We start from the raw sequence: 24,075 nt of genomic DNA, 5'->3' as shown, positions 1-24,075 counted from the left end.
CTCCTCATCGCGTCTTCACCACGTACGTACGGCCGATATGATCGTGCAACGCCCGTTTCTGTCCATCAAAGCCTGCCATCAGGAAGCCGAAACCGAGCAATAGCGCCGAAAGCCACTTTCCGAGCACCTCGCGCAGGATTACCACCCACCAAGGGGGGTTCTCGCCGTTTTGACGGATGACGCGAATGCCGACAACTAGTTTACCGATCGTCCGGCCGAAGAACAGTGTTGCGACAACCAAGTAGAGCGAGAACAACAACCCGCCAGTCTGTCCGTTAAGCCCTCCTCGTCCAAATACCCAGACAACGCCATAGAAGAGTACAGAGTCGATCAGAAAGGCGAATAGCCGAATCCAAAATCCCGCATAATCATTTTCTTGTTCCATCTAGAATTGCCCCTCTCGTTGGATGTGAGTTAACAACTACGAGAATTATAGAACGAGCCATATGAAGTGGACCTAAACGAAAGCTGAAGATTCGCTGAAGTTCGGAATCGCATGCGGCGCATAAGCCCGGAACCCGTCTAGCCAGGGCACTTTCTTGGCCTTCGTTTCGGTTTTAAACGGCGAATCAGACATGCCGCTGACCGGCATGCCTGACAATTGGAAGAATCAACGAAATACGGATCAGGATTTGAACCAGGTTTTTACATCCGAATCGTTTAATCTCCATATCACGAGAATCGGGAGAATCGCGCCAAGTAAAAAACCGATATTATGCCAAACGGCGTACTCGGCGATTCGCAGAACCAGGAGAACGCTCGACAGAACGATAGCCGCGCGGAGATGAACGACTTTGGGTATGCTTAATCGCGATGCGACCAGCAAAGCCGCAATTCCAAATAGGACCATCGCTGCGCTAAGCAGCTTCTTGAGCATGTCCGTACTTGCAAAAGAAATAAATCCGTTCGCGATGTTCAAGACAGCGGCTGCATACAGCAGAATTTGAACGATCGTTAGGGTACGGGGCTTATCCGCCCGAGCGTTTGGTTGATTTCCCATTAAACCGCTCCTCTATCGTATGGTTCGAACGCGAGCTAAAGAAACCGCAGGCTTAGCATTTCCAGATCGCGTAGGACTCAATCATCCATTCGCCATACATGGAGCACAATTAAAATTAGCCCCTTCATGTTACCCCTACTAATGGGACATACAAACCGCAGATTTTGAGACGTTAACTTAATTAGTAAAAAAACTGCACCTCCATCTCGCGTTCAGCGTTAAAGGTGCAGTTTGTCGTTCGTAGGAACGAGCAATATTTAAGTTAATTCGTAGCACGCGCTATACGAAAGACAAGAAACGATTCATCGTCAGACGCGGTGGATTTTCTGCCCTTTCCCCAACCTACTGATTCACGATAGCTGCCGAGCAGCCTATCTTCTATGACAGCGGATTCTTCAACCTTCTCAATTCCGTCCGCATTAGGCGTTACGTAGAGTGCATCCACAGGACAGTAGAGCTCGCACATAAAACAGGTCTGGCAATCGGATTGCCTGGCAATGATCGGAATATCGTTCTCTACTTCTTGAAAAACGTTGGTCGGACAGATCCGTACGCACTGGTTGCAGCTAATGCAGCGTTCGGCACTTAGTATTTCAATCACGCTTGAACGGCCTCCTCTGCATTCCCGTTATTAGGCGCAGTATGCGGCTTCACCCAGACTTGGTCCAAGCCGCCACTAATCAATCGATAGTGCTGCGCTGCATCCCGCTCCGGGTAATCCGTACGGACATGCATCCCGCGCGTTTCTCGCCTTGCCAGTCCGCTTTCATACATCCATCTGGCCGTAGCCGTCATCGCCGCAACTTCTCTTGCTCCCACTCTGCTGCCTTCATCTGCTCGAACACCTTGTTTGATTTCTAGCCACAGTTGATTCAGTCGACCGAGGGATGCTGTGAGACCCTGCTCGCTGCGGAACCAGTTGCGATCATATGGAAACACTTCATCCTGCACAAGACGAATGACTTCATCCGTACTTATTTTTGACTTGGAGGAATCTGCTTGTGTCGACACGCCGGAAAACTCAGATAATCCGCGGGCATTTCGATTGAAACGATTCGTACCCTGTTTCAAAGCGAATTGGGCTGCACCCTCCCCGGACCAATACCCCGATGACATCGCCCAAGCCGCATTGTGACTGCCGCCGCCCGTAAATCCGCCGCAGATAAGTTCACGAGTCGCTGCGTCGCCGGCGGCATATAAGCCCGGAACCTTGGTCGCGCAGGTTTCATCTACAATGTTGATGCCTCCCGTGCCTCTAACTGTTCCCTCGAAGCGAAGGGTGACTGGAAACTTATCGGTAAAGGGATCGATCTTAAGTCGATCAAAGGATAGGAAGAAGTTAGGCTGCGCCTTCCTCATGGATTGCCTTATGGACTCGTCGGCTTTATCCAGCCGCGCATAAACCGGCTCTTTAAGCAAAGTTTTGGCGATAATTGAACGGCCTCTGCGCGATCCGGCCCCTTCAATGACTCTCCCGTCCTCATAGTAGAACGTGGCAAATTGATAAAGTGCTGTCTTCGTGACCGGCGAGAAATACGGCACGATCGCATAGGCTGTCGAAAACTCCATCCCGGAAAACTCGGCTCCAGCTTCTCCTGCCATCAGATAACCATCACCTGTCAGGACATTGGTTCCGAGTGCCTTGCTTAAAAATGCGCAGCCACCTGTAGCGATGACAACCGCTGCCGCTTCAATGCGCCAAGGCTGCCGCGTCTGCTCATTAATGCCGGATGCCCCGGCGACGCCATGACTATCGGATAGCAGCTCCAGTGCCGGGCTATGATCCAGAATGCGAACGCCGGCTTTTTGCACCCGTTTGCGCATTAGCCGCATATACTCAGGCCCCTGAACACTGATGTAGTTCGGCCCGCCCGTTTCGTCGATAGGGAAAGGATAGCCCCAGTCCCGAATTTGATGCATATTATGATAGGTCCGATCGAGCACGCGTTGCATCCATGGCCGCTCCGCCAGATTACCGCCCATGTCCATCCGACTCATCATGGCATTCTCGCGCGCTTGTTCTTCAGGCTTTACGTACCAAATGGCTGTTCCGGAAGGCGCCGTCGCTCCGCTGGTTCCGCAGTAGCCTTTGTCAACAAGAATAACGCTCGCACCTTGCCCGGCAGCGGCGATTGCTGCCCATGCGCCGGCAGGCCCGCCGCCAATGACTAATACATCCGCTTGAAGTTTCAGGGCTTCTTTAGCTTCTTTACTCATTTCATCAAACCGCCTTTCTATTCACTTGAAATGAACAAATGCAGGTTATTTTACCGCCCAATCTTTAATATTAAATTCTTTCTTCGTCAGGCCTTCTTCAAGCAAGAATTCTTTTACACCCTCTAAATGCGTCAATGCTTTATCCGAAATCGGCTGATCTGTTAAGATGCTGACCGGGTAAAGTTTTTTTACATCTTCGACAGACAGACCTACAATTTGAGACATAAAGTCGTAATATTCCGCTTCATGCTGCTTCAGATCGGCAAGTGCTTTTTCACGTGCTTCATTCCACACTTTGGGGAAGTCCGGAAATTTCCGCAGGAAATCCTCGTTGGCAACCGTTACACTCGAACCTGCCAAGTGCGGGGTATCATCTGATGCATGAATAAGCGGGTAGCCCTGCTTAAGCAATGACAACGCATCTGCCCCGAACCCTACGTTGGCGTCGATATCGCCTCTAGCAATTGCCGCTGCTGCATCGGAGCCGAGCATGTGCACCAGCTCATACTTGGTGACACCTGATTCTTTAAGCAAACCGATGATGTACCGATGGCTATACGAACCTTTCGGAACGGCGATAACCTTGCCTTCAAGCTCCTTCACAGTAGTTGGGCCATTTTTTTTGCCAATTACAAATGCTTTAAGGCCGGAATTGATTTGGCCCACGAAGCGCGTTTTGGCACCTCCCGAATATGAAATGATGGCAGGAGTATCGCCGAGAGCTCCGGCATTAAGGCGGCCGCTAATCAGCGCTTCCGATTCGTCTGGTCCATTCGGGAATCCGAAGGTATTGATGGTTTCAATGCCGTGTTTTTTTAATTCCTCTTGAATAATTCCTTTATAAAGTCCCCAACCTTCCGCACCGGTCGGCAAGTTAAGGGAGTTTGAGCCAATATAACCGAAGTTCAGAACGGAAGGAACGGTTTTCTCGGCTTTTGTCCCGCTGCTGCAAGCTTGTAAAAGGAGAATGGATAACAAAAGTAAGAATATTACGGAAAGACGTAAGGGCAAGACTCTGTATTTGCGATTGGGGTTAGTTGACATAGGATTACGCTCCTTCTTGTTAACATTGCTTTAAAATTTCTATTAACGAATATCAACCAGGCAAATCAGCCTTGGTAACTGTCTCGCCAATTGAGCAGTCTTTGCTCCAGGAGTTTGATGAACGTATCGAGAACTTTCCCGACAATGGCGAACACGATAATACCGACAAAAATCACTTCGGGCTTAAGGTTCTGCTTGGCTTCGTTGATTAGAAAGCCAACTCCGTTGTAGGCACCGACATATTCGGCGACGACGAGACTGATCCATGAAACCGCAATGGAGGTTCTGAGGCCCATAAATATATTCGGCAATGCAGAAGGCAGCATGAGATGGGTGACACGCCTCCATTTGTTGTACTGCAGGATGTCTGCAACTTCAAACAGCTGGTTATCTACGTTCCGAATGCCAATATAAGTATTAATGTAAAGTGGGAATAGCGCTCCAAACGCTATGATGACAATTTTGGATGCTTCGCCAAAGCCAAACCATAGCGTAATGAGCGGCGCAATGGCCAGATGCGGTACCAATCTCAGCACTTGCAGACTAGGATCGATCAAATAATCGATTTTGCGAATGAATCCGGCGATAATACCGAGCCCAAGTCCTAAAAGGCCGCCTGTCAGAAATCCATACGCTACGCGTTCCAAACTGTAGCCAAGATGCGACAGTAATTCGCCAGAGATCAGCATGCGCCAGAATACTTCAATGACGGAAAATAGGGATGGCAAAAGTGTTTTCGGAACGCTGCCGCTCCAATCAACAAGAAGCCATGCCAATAAAATAGTGACTGGCAGTATGGCACCCTGAATGGAATCGAGCGAAAAGAAACGCGCTGGTCTACCGGTCTGAGAGTCGGAGGGTGCCGTTAAATCGATTATCGTATTGTGTTGCTCTGAAACGGAATAGCCGCTCCCAGATCGGCTGTTTCTTCGCAGCCGGCGGGAAGGCTCGGGCTCTGTACGCAGCGATTCGTTCGTCGAGCTGCTCATTATTCCCCTCCTTATCTGTAAATGGCGCTTTTCCAACGGAGCATCCTGATCTGCAGCAATCTGATTAAACTGTCCGCCGTCAGGCCGAGGACGGCAAATAAAAAGATACCTACGAACACTACAGGCGTATTTGAAAACTGCCGGGCATCGGACATCATGTAGCCAATTCCGGAAGTCGAAGCGGTTAATTCGGCAACGACCAGTCCCAGCCACGAAATGCCAAATGAAATACGGACACCCAATAAAATATTGGGCAGCGCGGCCGGTAAAACAAGACGGATAATTTGCTGGAAGCGGCTGTAACCTAGCACATACGTCACTTCGAATAGCTTTTTGTCTACGTTTCGAATCCCTAAAAACGTATTGATATACAGCTGGAAAAAGGTAGCCTGGGCAATAATGAGAATTTTCGATAACTCGCCAATCCCGAACCAGAGCACGAAGAGCGGCACTATGGCTAGACTCGGAATCATGCGGATCATTTGGACCGTCGGATCAAGCAGCTTTTCTGTACGCCTGAATAAGCCGACGGCAATGCCGACTACGAAGCCCAGACTTGCTCCAATGAGAAATCCTGTTACCACTCGCTGAACACTAACGCCGATATGCTTCCACAGAACGCCGGATTTAGAGAGTTCGACAAATGCAACCCCAATGGCATAAGGAGTTGGAAAGAGCAGATCCGATATTAGCCCCAAATCTCCAAGAACCTGCCAAGCGGTTAGTAAGGTAACAGGGAGCAAGAGAGCCAAACCGAAGAGGTTCCATTTCCCCGGCCCTTGATTGATTTTTGGATTGGCGGCGATTTTGCTGGGTACGCTCAAATATGCACCTTCTTTTATGCACGTCATAATAATCGCCATTGGAATGGTGGATGGGAGTTTATTGACAAGGAAGAATTGAAAGAGGACCTTTTGTAAGGTACGGTGTATCGTTTGCACGATTGTAGGAGTGCAAAATGAAATGTATACCAACAATCCCGATAAGTCAAGTGGATATTCTTATATTGACAAAGCGCCGTTAACCCAACTCCAGTTCAGATGAGTATTGACACTATCCACGCAGCAGTGATAGCCTAGCAATAATATATTATTAGTCGGATATAAAATGACAGAGGTGATCAATTGATGTCTACCGCTTTGCTGAATATTCAGGATCTCGATAAGCAGTTTTCAACAGGAAAAGGAACGGTGCATGCGCTCCATGGTATAAATCTGAATATCAATGAAGGGGAGTTTGTCACGGTTATTGGTCCGAGCGGCTGCGGCAAAAGTACGTTGCTGCGCATCATAGCGGGACTGGATAGAGCGTACTCCGGTTTCGTTGGGCTTAATGGCGAGCAGATCGCAGGACCAGGGATAGATAAAGGATTTGTTTTTCAAGAGCATCGATTATTTCCATGGCTGACAGTGGAGAAGAACATTGCGGCCGATTTGTCGCTCCGTGACAAGGAGGTCCGGAACAAGGTCGATAAACTCATTGAGCTAGTGAAGCTGAAGGGCTTCGAGAAGGCCTATCCGCGCGAACTGTCGGGAGGGATGGCGCAGCGCGTCTCGATCGCGCGTGCGTTGCTGCGGAATCCCAAGGTGCTATTGCTCGATGAGCCTTTTGGCGCACTTGATGCCTTTACCAGATCGCATATGCAGGAAGTGCTGCTTGATATATGGAGGACAAACCGGACAACGATGATCTTTGTCACGCACGATATTGATGAGGCTATTTTCCTGGCTAACCGTGTCGTCATATTAAAGCCGCGCCCTGGTGAAATCAGTTCAATTGTGCCGGTAAATTTGCCATATCCCCGTAAAAAGGCAGCGCATGATTTTCAAAGCCTGCGGTTTCATATTTTAAACCAATTCGAATCGGCGGAACAAAATGATTTGACGGACGGGGCAGGCATTTAAGGTAATTCGTTTCATTTCAAACCGGCTACCTAAACGCAATCACCAAGCTCTGGGTTACAGCAGGAGTGCTCCTAATATTTCCCGTTTGGGAATGCGGCAGGCCAACCATTTTCAAACCATGCAGCAACAATTTGCTATTGTTTAGACTCCATGCCATGTTATAAATATCAATTCCTTTGTAAACCTGCTCCTGCCTCAGCAGCGTGTTGCCATAGAGGCTTGCTGCAAATACAACGTCCCCCTGGGTATAAGCGATATATTTTCGGTCACCTGAAAAACGGAATCTGCTAACATCGTGCAGCAGTACTGAGCGCAGCTGATTGCGTTGATCATAAGCATATAACGTACCGTCCTCTCCAACAAACGCGATCTGATCCTGGTGAATCCACTCCACCTGCAATTCATGGCTGAGCGTATGTTGATAGTGTGCAACAAATGCATCACCGCTCAGCTTGCCCCATTCCAATACCGGCTGGTTTTGCGCCCCTTGCTTGATGATAAGCGCTTCTTCACCGTTATCTGAGATGCTAACAAACGATATCATTTCGTCTGCCTGCAGACTTGGAATCGTAAACTGTTTTCTTTCCTTCTCGACCCTATCATATACAAATAAAACAGGATACTGCGTCTCATCGATATCGACATAACCGAAGAAGCGGCTATTGGCCGACCACGTCATTTGTGTGCGGACCGCATATTTGCTTTGTGATACGGCAAGTTTTGTATCCTGCCCTTCAACCAACGAATGCAGCTTCAGTTCCCATTCTTTATTGCTTGTTTCTACATAGGAAACATAATGTCCATCCGGGGATAAAGATACGCTGCTATATCCGCTCTCCCCTATGAGTGGACTAAGACCGGACAGCTTCTGCTGCACGATGAACGGCTCGTTCACTCGGGCGAGATAGCCTTCGGACTCCTCCATGCTAATGCCCAGCAACGAGTTGTCATTGATCCAACCGACAGGAACCAGCGTTTCCTTTATGCCATCAAGTACAGTATAGATGGTTTGGACTGCAAACTTAGAACTCCCTTCATCAGAGCCCATCTGCGGAGTATCATCCATAATAATGGTTTCCACCCTGGGGGCACCGAGGCATCCTGTCAGCAACAGACAGAAAACTCCAAATAAAAAAGCATGTAAAACTGCCTGCTTCCTCATTGTCATCCCCTTTTTTCACCGGTTGTCAACGGCAGATAGATATCCACTTCTGTTTGCTCGTTGTCGCTTGTAATATTAATTTTGCCTTGATGCTCGTCCACTATGGCTTTGCATATATAAAGCCCGAGCCCCACACTGGCAGTTTCGGCAAGATCATGTCCTGCACGATAATACGGTTCAAATATTTGTTTCAAGTGGTCGTCACCAATCGTTTCTCCTTGATTGGATACGATCAGCCTGCCTTGACCTTGCCCCAGTTCAGCCACCACGTCAATCTCGGTATGCGCATATGCATATTTAATCGCATTGTCCACCAAATTGATTACCAATTGCCGCAGCCGATCCGGTTTGCCATACACAAGCATTTCATTGGGCGTCCGGCAGGAAATCGTTTTATTATACCGCTTGGCCTTCATTGTCATCGCTTCGCATACATCCTGAATTATCCGGGCCATATCCACGATCTTTACTGCGTCATAGGTGTCCGCTGCCCCTGATTTTTCAAGCAGCTCCAGTACCATTTCATGCAGACGTTTACTCTCGTTCAGAATGTGATTTATCCCTTTATCCAACAGATCAGGATCCCTGATCCCCTTCATCCGAATCATGTCCGCAAAGCCCATTATCGTTGTCAGCGGTGTTTTCAATTCATGTGTAACCTGATCAAAAAAACGCTTGCGATGTTGATTAAGCGCATCAAGCCTGTCACGTTCCTGTTCAACAATCGCAAACTGCTCCCGCAGCTTCTCGATCATGCGGCTAAAGTTGGCAGCCAACTTGCCTACCTCATCCTGCTGCTTCACCCCAATACGAACTTGAAGATTACCGCTCGCCACCTCTGTTGAAGCTTTGGTCAGTTTGCTAAGGGGAATAGTTATATGGCGAGAAAGAAGGATCGAAAACAGAAATGCAGCAGCAAAAACAGCCAGTGCAGTCCAAGCGATCGTACTCTGCATCTGAGCGCTCTGACTGTACAGAGGGGTGAAATCTTTGGCGAAACGCACAATCCCGATCTTATCGCCCTGAACTACGACCGGATATGCAAACAGCGCCATTGCTTTCCCATCCGAACGGGTAAGTGTATAGGCCGTCTTGCCTGTCAGCGCCAGTTCCAAATCCTCGCTTAGGGATACAAAAAGCGCCGGCTTGGAAGTATAAATCAATTCCCCCGATAGCGAATACAAGGCTACCTCGCTGGAAGTCGCATGGCGCAGCTCCGTTCCGAGTTCTTCGGCAATCTGCGTTAAAAAAATTGCATCGTTGGTAAAATGGTGCGTCAGAAACGATTGCTGAATGTAGCTGTTGCTATTGTTCTTCAAATCATACAACTGGCTCTTCACAGTGTTGCGGTTGCTGGACTCGACATTGGCTGTCATCCAGAGATACAAGATGAGGAAGAACACGCCGAATATCATGAGAAATCCGACTAGAAACTTGCTTTGAATAGAGCGCTTCAAGTTAACCATCCGTCTGCTTGTTGAATTTGTAACCAATACTGAAGACCGTTACAATCACATCGCCGAGATCCAGCTTTTTCCGCAAGCGTTGAATATGCGTATCTACTGTACGCGTATCGCCAGCGTAATCATATCCCCAGATCTCGTCCAGCAGCTCCGCGCGACTGAAAACCTGACCCTGGTGGGTATATAGTTTAAGCAGAAGATCAAATTCTTTTGGCGTTAATTCGACCTCATCGCCGCCTTTGGTAACTAGCCGCTCAGAGGTCACGATTTCAATGTCTTTGAATCTTCCGCTTGCTTTTACTGGTTTTTCCAAACTCCGGTTAGCCTGATCCATACGCCGCAGGACTGTGCGGATACGAGCGCTAACCTCCCGAATATCAAACGGTTTGGTAATATAATCATCCGCGCCGAACTCCAGACCCAGCACCTTGTCGGTAATATCGGACTTGGCGGTAATCATGACAATCGGAATATTATAAGTGTCGGTTACCTTCTTGCATATATCCAGCCCGCTCATATCAGGCAACATCCAGTCCAGCAGTAACAGATCAGGTTGAAAATCCGGAAGCATCATCAACCCATCAATTCCGGATAGGGCGCTTTGTGTCCGATACCCTTCCTCCTGCAGTCCATATTTCAGCAAATCTGCTATGGCGGCTTCATCTTCAATGATCAAGATCTTGGATGGATTCATCGCAATCCCTCATTATTTATTTAATATCGAACGCGCTGACCGTCCTCCAGCGGTTCGCTGCTTTCAACAATGATTTCAGTTTCCTCGAGCCAAAATTCCTGGGCAATGGCCGTACTCTGATCATCCTCGCCGATAACGGTCACATAGTTCTTGGAGACATAGAACTGATTGCCAAGCGGACCGGGCCTGCTCTGAACCGCAAACACATAAAAGCCGTTCCGATCCTGATGCACCGCTTTGCGCGACAATATTAACGTATCACCGCCTGCCGACTGGGTCAACTCGACTTGCACCCGATTCCCTGCGCGCAGCGATTTGTCGGTTATCCTTATCTGAACCTGCACCATCTCTTTAGCGGCCTGCCGTTCCTCTGATGCCGGTATATTCATTGCAGCGCTCTCCTCCGGCATGTTGCTTTCATTCCCGCTGTCTGCCTCCATTTTCGTAATCCGTCCTTCTACCAGACGACTTTCCTTTCCAAGTGTACGTACTTTGATCGCGTCGCCCTCCATCCATTCAGCAGCCATATCGGCCGGGATCCGAATGTCGAATTGCATGCCGCGCTCCGTATCCAAGAGCCGAATATCCGCCCCATTGGAAGGTATATTTTCGATTGCAAGCACAGATGTGACCCTGCCTGCGAAAGGCGCTCTAAGCTCTGTTCGATCCGTCAGCTCCGTTTGCAGCATCTGAATCCGCTTCTCCTGTGCGGAAAGATCCAACTTTAAGCTTTCCAAAGCATTCCGAGCCGCTTCGATTGCTGCAACATCCTCTCCACGCGCTGCCAGCTTATAGTCATCCTGAAGCTGCTTAGAGCCAAGTTTCAGCTTTTGCAGCGCATTCTGCTCCAGTTCTAACTGCTGCTCCTTTGCGGTACGATCATACCTCACCAACAATTGCCCTTTCTGCACAACATCGCCTTCGCGTGCCAGAATCTCTGTCGGCTTTTCCCCTGAATGGTTAAACAATTCCACCTCCAATACAGGCCGTAGGCTGGATGTGCCTTGAAAGTTCACATCCAGCGAGCCTGGTGTTGGCGCCTCCGTAACAACTCTTGGCAATGTCAGTCCAATCAGCATGTTGCTAAATAATGTCCAGAAAAGAAGTATGCCAAAAAACAAGCTTGCAATGACAACCACAATACGCTTGCGAGTATTTCGCTTTCCCGAACTCAGCAGAACCTCCATTCTACACCCCCTTTTCTATAACATCCTACCCCTTGATGCCGGAATGCTCGATTCCTTCAACCAAATACGATTCGGCATACAGAAACAGCAGCACCATTGGAGTCATATACAGTACAGAAGCAGCAAAAACGACACCCCGCTCCGATTCCTGAATATAAGCCAAATATAGCGATAACGGGTAATCGAACTCTTCCTTCAAAAAAATAAGCGGCTGCTCAACCATATTCCAGTAATCTACGAACAGCAAAATGACTAGTGCCGCCAAACCGGGTTTTGTCAACGGCAAAATAATCTCCCAAAAAATCCGGCCATGTCCCGCACCATCCATTCTCGCCGCTTCCGTATAAACAAACGGCAGACTTGCCATAAACTGACGGATCATAAATATACCGAACACGCCGAACACCCCTGGCAAAATCACCGCTCCTGAAGTATTCATTAGGCCAAGCCGTTCAATCATCAGGTAATTGGGAACCAGTGTAACCTGAAAAGGCAGCACCATGGTAATCAAATATACCATGAACAATACATCACGCCCCTTGAAGCGAAGCCTGGCAAAGGCGTAGGCCGCAAGCGTGGCGACCGCAGTTTGTCCGGCTACAATCGGGACAACAAGCTTTATCGAGTTCCAGAACATCTGCAGAAATTTAGGCGTTGAATCCAGCAGCTTCGCATACTGGCTCAATGTGACCCAGTCCGGAATCAACTTCAAATTGACAAATTTCGCTTGAGCCGATGCTTCCGTCACAACACCCAATAAGCTGTAATTAAAGCTCAGCTCTCCCTCTGTCATCAGCGAGTTGGTTACCGTAAGCAGAATCGGCAGCATCATGGCTGCAGCTACAAGCCCTGTGAGCAATAAGAGCATAAGGCGGGAGAGATTGCGTGCGAATATCATGATTTTCCTCCCTCTCCTGCTACTCTATATTTTCCAGAAATCGATGTTCAATCTTTAATAATCCGGACATCAAAATGACGATAAACCCAACCATAAGAATGGCTGCTGTTGACAGCTTCTGAATATCCAGAGAAAAAAACATGTTGTTCATATAATGCTGAATCATATAAAGACGGTCATACGGATAAGCCCCTGCCAGCAGATACGTCTCCCGAAAAACTTTAAACGAATTAACAAGCGAAATCAGAACGACGAAAAATAGGGTTGGCGTCAAGTAAACAAGCGTAATTCCCCAAAATTGACGGATGCTGCCGGCTCCCTCCATTCGTGCCGTTTCGTAATAGCTTCGCGGAATCGTCTGCAATCCGGCCAAAAACAAGATCATGTTATAGCCTATATTTTTCCATACGTAAATCAGAAGGATGACCGTCCATGCTCCATCCGAGTTGAGCCAGTCAACACGCGGTAAATCCAGCCGATATAGCCAGGCGTTCAGAACACCGTTCCAGTCAATGAATATCTGCGTGATCATGACAATCGAAGCAATCGGCACGACCAAGGGCAGTACAACTGCCGTTTTCATCGCGCTTTTCAGCCATAGCTGGCGGTTGAACAGGAGCGCAAGCCCCAGAGACAACAAAATCAACAAAGGAACGCCAACTCCTGAAAAGAGCAAAGTATTGCCTGTCGCCTTGCGGAAGGAACTGCTGCCCAGCAGTTCCCTATAGTTGCCAAGTCCAACAAATGTGCCGTCCGTCACCCGGTCAAAAAAGGAATAATAAAAACTCATTGCAAGCGGGACGGCAAAAAACAAGCAAAAGCCAGCAAGGCTTGGCGCAAGGAACGGGATGGCCGCTATCCCGTCCTTGCGCAGCCAGCGCCGAACCCAAGATCTATTCATTCAGATACGTAGTGACTTTGTTCTGAATTATCCTTGCGACCTCTTGGGAGGATTTCTGCCCATGGAAGTAGGCGGGAGACTCCTTCGCCATAATCTGTAAAATCTCTCCGTCAAATATCGCTTTGTTGGCGCTTTCGATCAGCGAATCCAGTTTCTTCAAATCCTTCTCTGTGATCTCCACAGGACCGCCCTCCAGCATTTGAAGGGGGCCGGCCTGCACCATGTTATTCGTCTTGGCTGCATATAGGGACTTGGATATCGGAAAAGTTCCGTTGAATCCCTGCCCCTTATAGGTCAGATCATTGGCCCCCCATGCTGCTGCTGCGCTCGCTTCACCGGACATCAGAAATTTGAGAAAATCCCATGCCTCCGGCTGCAGCGAAGACTTTGCATGAATGGCAATCTTTAGTCGCGGTTCAAAATAACCTCCCGGCTGCTGCCCCTCCGCTTTGGGTTTTTCATAAAAAGCAGTCGAATGATCTCCAGACTCTTGCTTATTAGCAACATAGTGAAAATATTGAAACGGCGTGAGAAGCTCATTTTCACCAAAATAGATTGGGAAACCTTTTGAACCATCTGTCTGCTTTAGATCTTTCCCGTAGTACAGGACCGTTTTGCCTTTCATCTGTTTAATCTGCTCCAGCATACCCAGGAAGAGGTCCGAGTCAAAGCGAGCGGTACGGTTAGCGGCATCTACAAGTCGGTTGTAGTCTGTTCTGGCCATATCCAGCAATAACTTATTCTCATCAAATGCCATAAATCCGTAACGGTCGTCTTGCTTGGCTGTCAACTGCTGAATCGTATCAAGAAATTCCTTCCAGGTCCACGACTGGTCATTCATGCGGACACCCGACTGCTCTAATAACTGCTGATCCCCCGTCAACGTGTGTAAGGAAAACGACAAGGGAAGCATGTACAATCCGCCCTCGCTTGTCTGCAAGCTATCCAATATGTTCATATAATAATTCTCTTTTTTGAAAGAGGTGTCGCCCTTCATCATATCCCCTACATTCGCAAGCAACCCTTTGGCGATATATTTATCGGCAGGCAATTCATCCATTACCACCAGGTCTGGACCTTTGCCATTTAGAAATTCCGCGATCATCGCGGACTTGAATTTCTCCTGCTTGGCTCTTGATACATCCTCGCCTGTATTTTCAACGATGTAATTCAAGTCGATTTTGGTATTGGGATGCTCTTTCTCATAGGCTTTAGCTGCTGTCTCAAAATACGAATCCCGCTTGTACATACTGAATACTAATGTGCTCTGTTTTTTCGGATCAGGCGAAGGCATCGAAGCAGGCTTCGTTGCTTGCGTTGGAGCACTTGGCTGTTTAGTGGGAGTATGTGTAATTCCGTTGACCGTTCCCCCTTCACCGCCCGCACTGCTGCAGCCTGTGAATACGACAATAAGCAAACAAAGTACAATAAACATTGATATTTTTTTCATACGATTACCGCCTCCACATCATTGAATCACTTAACTCTATTGAGTATAGAAGATACATGTGATCAACTTCCGGCAATCTTGTAAACAAGTTGTTACATCGCGTTTAAGATAAGCATATTGAATAACAAAAAGGTTCCTGCTCTGCCGGAAAAAGCAGATCAGGAACCTAAATGCCCCTTGATAATCTTATTCGCTCAATGACCGACCACGCAACAAGTCGGCTGCTTGACTGCTGTTAGACCATGGTGTCTCATACGTCGGGTCATACGCATAGCGGCTCATCCCGACCTGCAATCGGACGGATGTCCCCGGCGGCAGTTCAACTTCGAGCCAACGATCACCAACGTCGATTTCGCGAACGCTGTCGCTGTCTTCAATGACGCTGTCTATACGATGCTCGCCGAATGTGCCGCCCTGCACAACCACGATTCGGGTTTCGGAAACGTTTGTATTAACTAGATGCAGATTGGCCCCATCCGCATCAAGACGCTCGACAAGAGCCGCTACGTCTAGCGGCAAACCTGGACGGCGATGTTCAGCATCGAAATAACGGAATCGGCCATGCAGAAGTCCACCGTGGGATATCGGCATTGGCGCGCCGAGCGTAAGTTGAACGAGACTCTCCATGTAGACAGGACACACTTCCTGCCAGATGTGAATGCTTGAGAAATCATTTTCATGATACGATTCTGTCCAATTTAACGGGTCTCCCTGCGGAGACCGCATTCGTTCAAGCTGCTGCGCGATCAATCGTTCGTTAGCTTCCAATATCCTCTCCGGGTAATCCGGCAGCTTGCCTTGCACATACTGGAACCACGGCAACGTATTGCCGACATAATGCTTCGTCTCGCGTCCGGTTCGTTTGTCTTTGCCCGATGTCTGCGGTACGATGATGTCGCTCCAGTCGTGTGTCTGCGGAATGCGTTCGATTCGCTCCAGGTCCTCGTCCTGCATCGACATGCTCCATAAATACACAGCATACTGGGAGGGAGCTTCACGATAATCGGTCCATCCCGAATCGAAATGCTTGTATGGAACCAGCTGTTTGCCTTCCCTCTCCTGCCGCAGTTCCCAGTTCAAATCAAGCTGCTGACGGGCGAACCGGAGCGGCTTCATGCTGCCCGACAGCAGCGCGGCGTTCATGCTCGCATTCACAATCGGCTCGATAATGGTCATGAATCCGTGCGGCCAGCGCCACCCGTAGTAACCGCCCCACCATTTCCCCTCATTGTGCTCGCCGATCTCCCCCGTCAGCCCGACATTATCCGGGACAACGCCGCCATTACGCTCCGCGCGCTGCTCCCAAGCCTCGAAATAATCTTGAACCCATCTTCGGAAGGCCGGATCGCTGGTGTGGAGATAGGCATGTGCAACAAGCCCGGTCGCGTTAAGATTGAGCGGCACATCGCCTTTATTCATTCGCTCATTCATCAACCGCAACACATGCGCGTAGATTTCGTCATCCGACCACGCGCACTTCATCGATTCGAAATCAACTCCGGGGATATCTTCGTAAGGAGCCAGGTACGCGTCGAGAATTCCCCGATGGGTAGACCAATCTTCGGCGGTCACTTCGAATCGCGGACCACGACTGCCCGTTAGCGGCGAACGGATGAGCTTGCGAACGGGATCATAGTTGGGGGACTCTTCGTCTTCCCCCGTATACATCCTTGCGAATCGAACCGCCCGCTGGCGATCCTTTAGTGTCGCCGGGCCGGCCAAGCCCAAAAAGTAGGTAAATAACGACCCTTCTCCGTGGTGCATCCAATCGTAGTAGGCATCGAACTCCCGATGGAGTTGACCATATTCCGTCCATTGCCAGGTGATTCCGTCCCAGATGCGCCGTGATTCCGCATGCAAAGACGGATGGCCCCCCAACGCATACAGCAGCGCCAGGTTTTGAAATCCCTCGTATGGATCGTCGGATCCGTCCATCCCAGGCCAATCTCGCCTCCAGATGAGCGTTCCATCCTCTCGAACGTATCGGGCAATGAATTCCTGCGACGCCGAATCCAGAAGCTCAAACAGTCTACGCTGCAGAATCGCCCATTTCGGCGGAACATGCCGTTGCGTCGCCGTAATCCGTACCCGTCTCGTTGTCTCTTGATCTATCATGATCATCGTCCCCTCTTAGTCTGCGGCCGGGTGGCCGATGGAATAGCCGCCTTCAATCGGAATAACGGCTCCGTTTATCCAAGAAGCCCGGTCGCTAAGCAGGAATAAGACGGCATCCGCGATTTGCCACGGCTTCCCCACGTTCGGCGCATCCATCAACTCTTGCGCAATGCTCTTCGCTTGTTCCGCGCTGCCAAGGGCCTGCGTCAGCCATTGGTCAAGCAGCGGCGTCGCCACTCCCGCGGGCAGCAAAGCATTGACGCGAATACCCTCTCCGCGCAATTCCATCGCCAGTCCTCGCGTCATATGGTTTAGCGCTGCTTTCATCACATCGTAGACAAGGTTATTCTTATCGTTTAATAAGCCATTGATCGAACTAACGTTCACGATATTGCCTTTTGTTTCCCGCAGCAGCGGAAGTGCCGCTTGGACGAGAAAAAATCCGGCTTTCACATTTACTTCGAACAGCCGATCCCAATCCCCATGCGTCACGGATTCGATCGGTTTGTTGCAGACGAGTGCGGCATTGTTGACGATCATGTCCAGCCGGCCCCACTCCCGTTGCGCCATATCAACGAGCCGTATTGGCATATTTCTGTCGGATAAGTCGCCTTGCACAAACAACGCTTCCGATCCGTTGGCGTTAATCTCTTCGATTATGCGATTGCCCCGTTCCGCGTTCCGACCGGTCACGATCACTCGAATCCCCTCTGCGGCTAACGCCCTTGCAGTCGCCTCGCCAATGCCGCTTGTTGACCCCGTAACGATGGCAGTCTTCTGTTGTAAGCTCATGCAGTCTGCCTCCTATTGCGCTTCCGCGACGAATCGGTTCGTCAACGCGCCAAGCTTCTCTATCTCAATGGTTACGATATCTCCAGGCTTCAGGTACACTTGCTTCTCCGGAGGATAGCCGAGCACAACCCCTTCGGGCGTGCCGGTCAGAATCAAGTCGCCTGGCTCCAACGTCAGATGCTGCGAAATATAACTGACAATCTCATCGCACGGGAAAATCATATCCGACGTATTCGATTGCTGGCGAACTTCGCCATTAACGATTGAGCGGATGGCCAGCTGGTTTGGATTGCCAACCTCGTCCGCCGTCACCACGTAAGGTCCAATCGGACTGAAGCCGTCACCAATCTTGCCCAGCATCCACTGCGGGGTACGCATTTGCAAATCTCGCGCCGACAGATCATTCACGCAACAGTAGCCGAAAACATGGTCCAGCGCTTCATCTTTGGAAACATATTTCGTCTTTTGTCCGATGACGATGATCAATTCGGCTTCGTAATCGAGCTGCGACGTGGTACGCGGGATCTCGATATCGTCGCCATGAGCGGCAATTGTGTTGGAGAATTTATTGAATAATACCGGATAGTTCGGTATTGCGGCATTCGTCTCTTCCGCATGCTTGCGGTAATTAAGACCTACACAAATGATCTTCCCCGGGTCCGGAACGCACGGAGCGAAAACGATTCGTTCTTCCTCGAGCAGCCAATCGCCTTGAACTGTGCCGACAGCCTCGACCAACCTCTCAAGCTCTCTTCTTGCCGCATCTCCCCCTGCGAGAACTTCCTTCAACGTAGCGGGGGCCGGCAGTCCGAACGCTGCAGCCGCTTGCTCCACATCGATGATTCCCCGATCGGTACGTATCCCTAACGCTGTCCCTTGACCCTTGTGAAACGTGAGTATCTTCATCGTTCTTTATCCAACTCCTTCTCCCATATGACCACATCTCTACTAACCGCTCAGGCGTTCTTGCCGAACACGACACCGCCGTCAATATAAAGCGGCGAACCCATCATAAACGCCGATTCGTCCGAGGCTAGAAACAACGCCGCTTTTGCGACATCCTCGGGGCGTCCCAACTCGCCGCTTAATTGACGCCGCTTCAGAGAAGCAATTGCCGCCTCTGGGTCGTCGTATGAGGTTTTCAAGTAATTCTCCACGAACGGAGTCAAAATTGTACCAGGCAAAATCGCATTTACCCGAATGTTATAGGGGGCGTAGTCAACCTGCATCGACTTTGCAAGCGCAAGGACTGCTCCTTTCGTCGCCGCATACGAGGCGCGCTGGGCAAGTCCGATTTCGGCAATGCACGACGACATATGGATGATAGATCCACCGCGTTGTTCCATCATAATCGGCAACACATATTTACTGGGGAGATAGACGCCCCGAATATTGACGTTCATGACTCGTTCCCAAGCATCCGGTTCGATTTCATGTAATCTGCCGACGCCGCTAATCCCTGCATTATTGAACAACACGTCAATGCGTCCTTTGTTTTCCTTGACTAACCCGACCATCTCTTCGGCTTCGGCGGGGTCGGTTACATCAGCACGCACAGCGAATGCTTGCCCGCCTTCTTCCCGAATCAATCCGACCGTCTCCTCTGCCTTCGCCGCATCCAAATCGTTAACGGCAACGATCGCTCCTTCCTTGGCAAACAAGAGCGCTGAGCTGCGTCCGATACCTGAACCGGCGCCGGTAATTAGCGTAACTTTATCTTTCAAGCGCATGTCATATTTCCACCTTTATCCGTAATTACAGCTTGTCTTGTAATCCGTACCATCGGATAGCGTTGCCGCCGTACAACTTATCTCTTTGCGCTTCATTCCAATGCTTAGGCACAAGCGAATCCGTCCAAGACACAACCTCTTCATATTCGCCAGCTAACAAGCTGACAGGCCAATCGCTGCCGAACATGACTCTGTCTTCGCCGAATTGTTCGAAAACGAAGGTCGTATACGGCTTAAGCGCTTCCTCGCTTGGCTTCTCCGGACCTGACTCGGTGAAGAGCCCCGATACTTTGCACGCCACTGCGGGCAGCTTGGCCAACCGGCTCATCCATTCCCGCCATTCCAATACTCCTGCTTCATCCCGAAGATCAGGCTTCGCCAAGTGATTGATGACGCACTTTAATCCCGGACAGGCTTCCATGACTTGATAAACAAAAGGAAGGTGGCGGGAGTATACCAGCCATTCAAACACGAGTCCAATCTTCGCAAATACGATAAGGTTGCGCAATATCCGCGGTTGCAGCATATAATCGGGAGGCAGATCTTGCAGCATTGGCCGGACGCCTACGATTCGGGATTGATTCAACAAGCAGTTAAGTTGATGATCAAACTCCGTGGGCTCAGCCTCAAAGTCCACCCAGCCCACAACGCCCGCAATCGTCTGATCTTTCTCCGCAAGATCCAGCAAATAGAGCGTCTCCGCGACGGTTGGAGCGGACTGTACGACGATTGTTCGATCGTAACCGCAGGCCGCCAAACTCGACTTCAGATCGTTAGGCAAATAATCGCGGTAAAGCGTTCTTGATTCCGGAGTCAGAAAACCGTAATCGCCCCGCTCCGGTTGCCAATAATGCTGATGCGCATCCACCCTCATGTTTCGATTCTCCCTTGATCGGATAGTGCATAAACAAGCTCTGCCGGTTGCCAAGCAGCCGCAAAACATTGGCCGGTCTCATTCTGCCACCAGCGTTCCAGTTCTTCGTCATAGTTCCGATCAACAACGCTTTTCCCTGGGTTTCTATGAATGACCATGCAGAGCTCCTGTCCAACGCGATGGATTTGAAGCGAAACGATGCCATCCTCCAGCAGATGAAGCTCGATCTGTGCCGGTATTCGGTCGTGCAGTTCACGGTACAATGCCTCTTTGCCAGGAAGCAGCTTGGCTATATAAACGAATGTCCTTGTTTCCGCAGCCATCTATTGCTCCTCCTCCATTCAGCCTTTGACCGATCCTTCCGTTAGCCCTGCTATGAAGTGACGTTGCATAAACAGATACAGCAGAAAAATCGGAGCTGAAGCCAGAACGACTAATGCGAATACATCGTCCCAATTGGTACTATATTGCCCGACCGCCTGGAAGATCCCCGTCGTTACCGTATAATTGCCGGTAGAGCCGAGAATGATGACCGGATTGATAAAATCGTTCCAGATCCAGAGACACAGGAAAATAACGGCAGACGCAGTCGCGGGGCGCAGCAAAGGGAACAGAATGCTCCAGAAAATACGGTATTGGCTGGCGCCGTCGATTTTGGCGGATTCGTCCAACTCGCGCGACAACGTCCGGATAAACCCAACATAAATAAATACGGTAAACGGAATATAGAAGCCGATATTGTACAGAATCAATCCCTGCGGCGTAAACATAAGCCCAAGTGCAGCTAGTACTTTAACTAGCGGAATCAAGATTACCTGCGGCGGGATCATCAACCCGGAGAGCAGCAGCAGGTAACAAACGGACAGGAATCGGTTATGGAGCCTCGCAAAAACAAACGACATCATCGAAGTGATGAGAATGAGCAGCGCAACCGAAACACCTGTAATCAGGATAGAAGTTCCGTAAGCTTTAAAGATATTAAAAGAAGGCGTTACGGCAGAACGAATGAAATTGTCAAAGGTCATACGATCAATCGGCAGCGAGAACGGGCTAGCCAGAATATCGTTCTTGGTCTTAAAAGCGTTGACCAGAGCAATGTAGAAAGGTACAAGAAGCATGATGGACAATGGCAACAAGAATAGATGCCTGAATCCATTCCTCACTGTATTTTTCACAGCAGCCTCTCCTCCCTTCTTCGCAAATAAACCGTCAACGTCACAGCCAGAATGCTTACAATGACAAGCATGTAAACGGCGAGACTAGCGGAATAACTCAACCGATTGGCGCTGAATCCAACTTTGACCACCTGATAAGCGATCGTTTCGGTGGCGCCGGCCGGTCCGCCATAGGTCAATACGGCAACCCGATCATATTCGCGCATGGATCCTGTAAACATGAAAATTACGCTCATCGTAAAGGAAGGAGCAAGCATCGGAAACGTAATATGTCTGAATTGCTGCCAACGATTGGCCCCGTCGATCTTCACCGCCTCATAAAGGCTCCCCGGAATCGATTGCAGACCCGCCAAATAAATCACGATAATGAAACCTGTCGACTGCCAAATCGCCAAAAACGTAATGGTTAACACCGCGAGATCCGGGTTCCCGAAAAACTCGATCCGCTCCAATCCCCAACTCTCCAGCAAGTTGTTCAGCAGTCCGTTGTAACTTAAGATGCTCTTCCAGATAAATCCGATAGACACGGTACTTAGCAATAACGGAAAGAAAAATACCGAACGATAAAAATTCGTCATCTTGCCCTTCTTGTTCAGCAAAACGGCAAACAGGATGCCTAGCCCATTTACGACAACGGTCGCTACGACGGTAATAAATAGAGTAACGCCAAGCGCTCTGCGGAACGCTTCATCGCGAAAAGCTTCCATATAATTAGCCAAACCAGCAAAATGGTACGACGGACTTACGCCGTTCCAGTTGAGGAAGGAATAATAGATCAACAATAGAATTGGAACGAGAAGAAAACATACATATATCAAAATGCCAGGGGCAAACATTGTCGCGAATGACCAACGATCGCTTTTGTTCAAATCTATCACCGCCATATTTCATTGTTTCTTTTCGAACGACGACATAAGAAAGGGACGAGACTTCTCCCTCGCCCCTTTCTGTCTTTATTGCTTGTTTTTGTTCCAGTAATCGTCAAGCGAAGCCATCAGTTTCGACAAATCTGAGTCTCCCAGCAGTATATTCTGTGCGACCTTGTTGTATTGATCTTGAATGCCTGCGACCGGAACCCGGCCAACCTTGTTGTTCAGATGGCCGACCATCGGCGGGTTGTTCAACAGCAGGTTGTAAATCTCCGTTTGCAGAGGCGACATATCCCACTTCAGCGGTTCTTTCAGATTAGAAAATAACGCGTCCGCTTTCAGATATCCTTTATGCGCCTCGGGATCGAGCATCATGAATTTGGCGAATTTCAACGCTTCTTCCGGATGTTTGCTGTTTTTGGAAACCGCGTAACCACCGGCATTTTCGCCGCCCAGCAAGTATTGCGTGCCATCCTTCGTAGGCGTTGCGAACACGCCCACCTCGAAATCCTTCTCCGCTCCCGCTTCCGCGGCACTGAACCAGGATCCCATCGGATACATGGCTCCCTTGCCCTTCAAGAACTCCTGCTCTACGGCTGTATAATCGATACTCAGCGCGCCTTTGTTGAAATAGCCTTTGCGGACGAGGTTGTTGTAGTATTCAGCAGCTTCTATCCAGTTCGCATCTGTAAACTTAACCTTCTCGTCATAACGGTCCGCATACCACGTTCTATTGTGATTGTAGATTTCCGAAGAAGTCAGAATCGAGAACGTAAACCCTGCAGTCCAGTCTCCCGCCGTCAGAAGAGGTGTAATTCCTTTTGCAGCCAGCTTCTCGGCCGTCGCTTCCATCTCCGCCCACGTTTTCGGCGTTTCCGTAATCCCCGCTTGCTCGAACAGCTTTTTGTTATAGAACACGAGCGATTGAGGTTGACGAATGGCCGAAATGTTATAAAGCTTGCCGTCTATCATTTCCGCTTCATAGTTGTTGATCTTCTGAATTTCGTCATCGATCGGAATTTCTAGCAGCGCATCGGCGTCCACGAACATCTGGATCGTAGCATTCGTCACCACGTCAGGGAAATCACCGGAAGCAAGCAATGTCTTTAAATAATTGTCCGGAGACCCTTCGTTGGCCGGAGGTTGAATCCGTTTAACCTTGATTCCGGGGTTTTCGGCTTTAAACCTCTCAATCAGACCATCATAGTATTCCGCGGTCAAATTCGGAGTAACCCATGACTGAAATACGATCTCGACTGGTTCCCCCGTAGCCTGTGCTCCCTCCGATCCGCTTGTCGGCGAACTCGTCGCTTCCGATCCTTTTTCCGGTGATTTGGTCGCTTCCGAACCCGAATTGCTTCCACATGCGGATAACACAGAAACAAGCATTGTTGTAACTAAAATACCCAACCATTTCTTCATGTAGATCACCTCATCTTCTGATTTCAATAGTAATTATAGCTTTTACAATCTTCGATTTTTACAGTATAATATATACTTTTGCTATAAAAATTAAACTTCCTCACCTTTGTTCATAGGGTTGTCGTCCCCCTCTTCCGTCTCCTATCGTCAAATAATAAAAGCGGTTCCAAGAGGCCGACTATAGCAAAA

24 protein-coding genes are annotated in these 24,075 nt (G+C 49.4%); 1 reads left to right on the top strand and 23 read right to left on the bottom strand.

Going from position 1 to position 24,075, the window contains the following annotated elements; translation table 11 throughout:
* Positions 1 to 4: 4 nt before the first annotated feature.
* The 7 genes from FPZ45_RS01470 to FPZ45_RS01440 form a co-directional block, all read right to left on the bottom strand.
* Positions 5 to 385, bottom strand: coding sequence for an RDD family protein (locus FPZ45_RS01470; RefSeq protein WP_144697661.1), 381 nt, complete (start codon positions 383 to 385; stop codon positions 5 to 7).
* Positions 386 to 625: 240 nt separating this feature from the next.
* The gene (locus FPZ45_RS01465; RefSeq protein ID WP_144697659.1) at positions 626 to 1,000 is read right to left on the bottom strand and encodes a hypothetical protein; all 375 of its coding nucleotides are present in this window, start codon (positions 998 to 1,000) and stop codon (positions 626 to 628) included.
* Between the two features lie 262 nt (positions 1,001 to 1,262).
* Positions 1,263 to 1,601: a 4Fe-4S binding protein gene (locus FPZ45_RS01460; protein WP_144697657.1), complete on the bottom strand. Its 339-nt coding sequence runs from the start codon at positions 1,599 to 1,601 to the stop codon at positions 1,263 to 1,265.
* Positions 1,598 to 3,217 (bottom strand): FAD-dependent oxidoreductase, encoded by a 1,620-nt coding sequence (locus tag FPZ45_RS01455; RefSeq protein WP_144697655.1) that lies wholly within the window; start codon positions 3,215 to 3,217, stop codon positions 1,598 to 1,600. The genes FPZ45_RS01460 and FPZ45_RS01455 overlap by 4 nt, the downstream gene beginning before the upstream one ends.
* 45 nt (positions 3,218 to 3,262) lie before the next feature.
* Positions 3,263 to 4,261, bottom strand: coding sequence for an ABC transporter substrate-binding protein (locus FPZ45_RS01450; RefSeq protein ID WP_144697653.1), 999 nt, complete (start codon positions 4,259 to 4,261; stop codon positions 3,263 to 3,265).
* A 65-nt stretch (positions 4,262 to 4,326) separates the two neighbouring features.
* Positions 4,327 to 5,250: an ABC transporter permease gene (locus tag FPZ45_RS01445; protein WP_144697651.1), complete on the bottom strand. Its 924-nt coding sequence runs from the start codon at positions 5,248 to 5,250 to the stop codon at positions 4,327 to 4,329.
* Positions 5,251 to 5,261: 11 nt separating this feature from the next.
* Positions 5,262 to 6,101: an ABC transporter permease gene (locus tag FPZ45_RS01440; protein ID WP_186438179.1), complete on the bottom strand. Its 840-nt coding sequence runs from the start codon at positions 6,099 to 6,101 to the stop codon at positions 5,262 to 5,264.
* Positions 6,102 to 6,377: 276 nt separating this feature from the next.
* On the opposite strand from FPZ45_RS01440, the gene FPZ45_RS01435 reads away from it, so the two are divergent.
* Positions 6,378 to 7,154 (top strand): ABC transporter ATP-binding protein, encoded by a 777-nt coding sequence (locus tag FPZ45_RS01435; protein WP_144697649.1) that lies wholly within the window; start codon positions 6,378 to 6,380, stop codon positions 7,152 to 7,154.
* A 25-nt stretch (positions 7,155 to 7,179) separates the two neighbouring features.
* Here FPZ45_RS01435 and FPZ45_RS01430 read toward each other — a convergent pair whose 3' ends face one another.
* The 16 genes from FPZ45_RS01430 to FPZ45_RS01355 form a co-directional block, all read right to left on the bottom strand.
* Positions 7,180 to 8,316 carry a hypothetical protein gene (locus tag FPZ45_RS01430; RefSeq protein WP_144697647.1) on the bottom strand — a complete coding sequence of 379 codons (1,137 nt, stop codon included), beginning with the start codon at positions 8,314 to 8,316 and terminating at the stop codon, positions 7,180 to 7,182.
* A gap of 2 nt (positions 8,317 to 8,318) precedes the next feature.
* Positions 8,319 to 9,773 carry a HAMP domain-containing sensor histidine kinase gene (locus tag FPZ45_RS01425; protein WP_144697644.1) on the bottom strand — a complete coding sequence of 485 codons (1,455 nt, stop codon included), beginning with the start codon at positions 9,771 to 9,773 and terminating at the stop codon, positions 8,319 to 8,321.
* Between the two features lies 1 nt (position 9,774).
* Positions 9,775 to 10,473: a response regulator transcription factor gene (locus FPZ45_RS01420; protein WP_144697642.1), complete on the bottom strand. Its 699-nt coding sequence runs from the start codon at positions 10,471 to 10,473 to the stop codon at positions 9,775 to 9,777.
* Between the two features lie 20 nt (positions 10,474 to 10,493).
* The gene (locus FPZ45_RS01415) at positions 10,494 to 11,660 is read right to left on the bottom strand and encodes an efflux RND transporter periplasmic adaptor subunit (protein ID WP_144697640.1); all 1,167 of its coding nucleotides are present in this window, start codon (positions 11,658 to 11,660) and stop codon (positions 10,494 to 10,496) included.
* A 25-nt stretch (positions 11,661 to 11,685) separates the two neighbouring features.
* Positions 11,686 to 12,558 carry a carbohydrate ABC transporter permease gene (locus tag FPZ45_RS01410; RefSeq protein ID WP_144697638.1) on the bottom strand — a complete coding sequence of 291 codons (873 nt, stop codon included), beginning with the start codon at positions 12,556 to 12,558 and terminating at the stop codon, positions 11,686 to 11,688.
* 19 nt (positions 12,559 to 12,577) lie between these two features.
* Positions 12,578 to 13,459 carry a carbohydrate ABC transporter permease gene (locus FPZ45_RS01405; RefSeq protein ID WP_144697636.1) on the bottom strand — a complete coding sequence of 294 codons (882 nt, stop codon included), beginning with the start codon at positions 13,457 to 13,459 and terminating at the stop codon, positions 12,578 to 12,580.
* The gene (locus tag FPZ45_RS01400) at positions 13,452 to 14,909 is read right to left on the bottom strand and encodes an ABC transporter substrate-binding protein (protein ID WP_144697634.1); all 1,458 of its coding nucleotides are present in this window, start codon (positions 14,907 to 14,909) and stop codon (positions 13,452 to 13,454) included. Before FPZ45_RS01400 ends, FPZ45_RS01405 begins: the two co-directional genes overlap by 8 nt.
* A gap of 186 nt (positions 14,910 to 15,095) precedes the next feature.
* The gene (locus tag FPZ45_RS01395; protein WP_144697632.1) at positions 15,096 to 17,024 is read right to left on the bottom strand and encodes a DUF8034 domain-containing protein; all 1,929 of its coding nucleotides are present in this window, start codon (positions 17,022 to 17,024) and stop codon (positions 15,096 to 15,098) included.
* Positions 17,025 to 17,039: 15 nt separating this feature from the next.
* Positions 17,040 to 17,816: an SDR family NAD(P)-dependent oxidoreductase gene (locus FPZ45_RS01390; RefSeq protein WP_144697630.1), complete on the bottom strand. Its 777-nt coding sequence runs from the start codon at positions 17,814 to 17,816 to the stop codon at positions 17,040 to 17,042.
* Positions 17,817 to 17,828: 12 nt separating this feature from the next.
* Positions 17,829 to 18,722: a fumarylacetoacetate hydrolase family protein gene (locus tag FPZ45_RS01385; protein ID WP_144697628.1), complete on the bottom strand. Its 894-nt coding sequence runs from the start codon at positions 18,720 to 18,722 to the stop codon at positions 17,829 to 17,831.
* Between the two features lie 50 nt (positions 18,723 to 18,772).
* On the bottom strand, positions 18,773 to 19,546 hold the full coding sequence (locus tag FPZ45_RS01380) for an SDR family NAD(P)-dependent oxidoreductase (RefSeq protein ID WP_144697626.1): 774 nt from the start codon (positions 19,544 to 19,546) through the stop codon (positions 18,773 to 18,775).
* A 25-nt stretch (positions 19,547 to 19,571) separates the two neighbouring features.
* On the bottom strand, positions 19,572 to 20,420 hold the full coding sequence (locus tag FPZ45_RS01375; protein ID WP_186438178.1) for an amidohydrolase family protein: 849 nt from the start codon (positions 20,418 to 20,420) through the stop codon (positions 19,572 to 19,574).
* The gene (locus tag FPZ45_RS01370; protein WP_144697622.1) at positions 20,417 to 20,743 is read right to left on the bottom strand and encodes an L-rhamnose mutarotase; all 327 of its coding nucleotides are present in this window, start codon (positions 20,741 to 20,743) and stop codon (positions 20,417 to 20,419) included. The genes FPZ45_RS01375 and FPZ45_RS01370 overlap by 4 nt, the downstream gene beginning before the upstream one ends.
* Positions 20,744 to 20,761: 18 nt before the next feature.
* Positions 20,762 to 21,595, bottom strand: a complete 834-nt coding sequence (locus tag FPZ45_RS01365; protein ID WP_144697620.1) for a carbohydrate ABC transporter permease — start codon at positions 21,593 to 21,595, stop codon at positions 20,762 to 20,764.
* Positions 21,592 to 22,464, bottom strand: coding sequence for a carbohydrate ABC transporter permease (locus FPZ45_RS01360; RefSeq protein WP_186438177.1), 873 nt, complete (start codon positions 22,462 to 22,464; stop codon positions 21,592 to 21,594). The genes FPZ45_RS01365 and FPZ45_RS01360 overlap by 4 nt, the downstream gene beginning before the upstream one ends.
* An 84-nt stretch (positions 22,465 to 22,548) precedes the next feature.
* Positions 22,549 to 23,886, bottom strand: a complete 1,338-nt coding sequence (locus tag FPZ45_RS01355; protein ID WP_144697616.1) for an ABC transporter substrate-binding protein — start codon at positions 23,884 to 23,886, stop codon at positions 22,549 to 22,551.
* Positions 23,887 to 24,075: the final 189 nt, after the last annotated feature.

Source organism: Cohnella terricola, assembly GCF_007786475.1.
Taxonomy (GTDB): Bacteria; Bacillota; Bacilli; order Paenibacillales; family Paenibacillaceae; genus Cohnella; species Cohnella terricola.
Note: the sequence above shows the minus strand (reverse complement) of the source record. Positions and strands in the feature narration are given on the sequence as shown.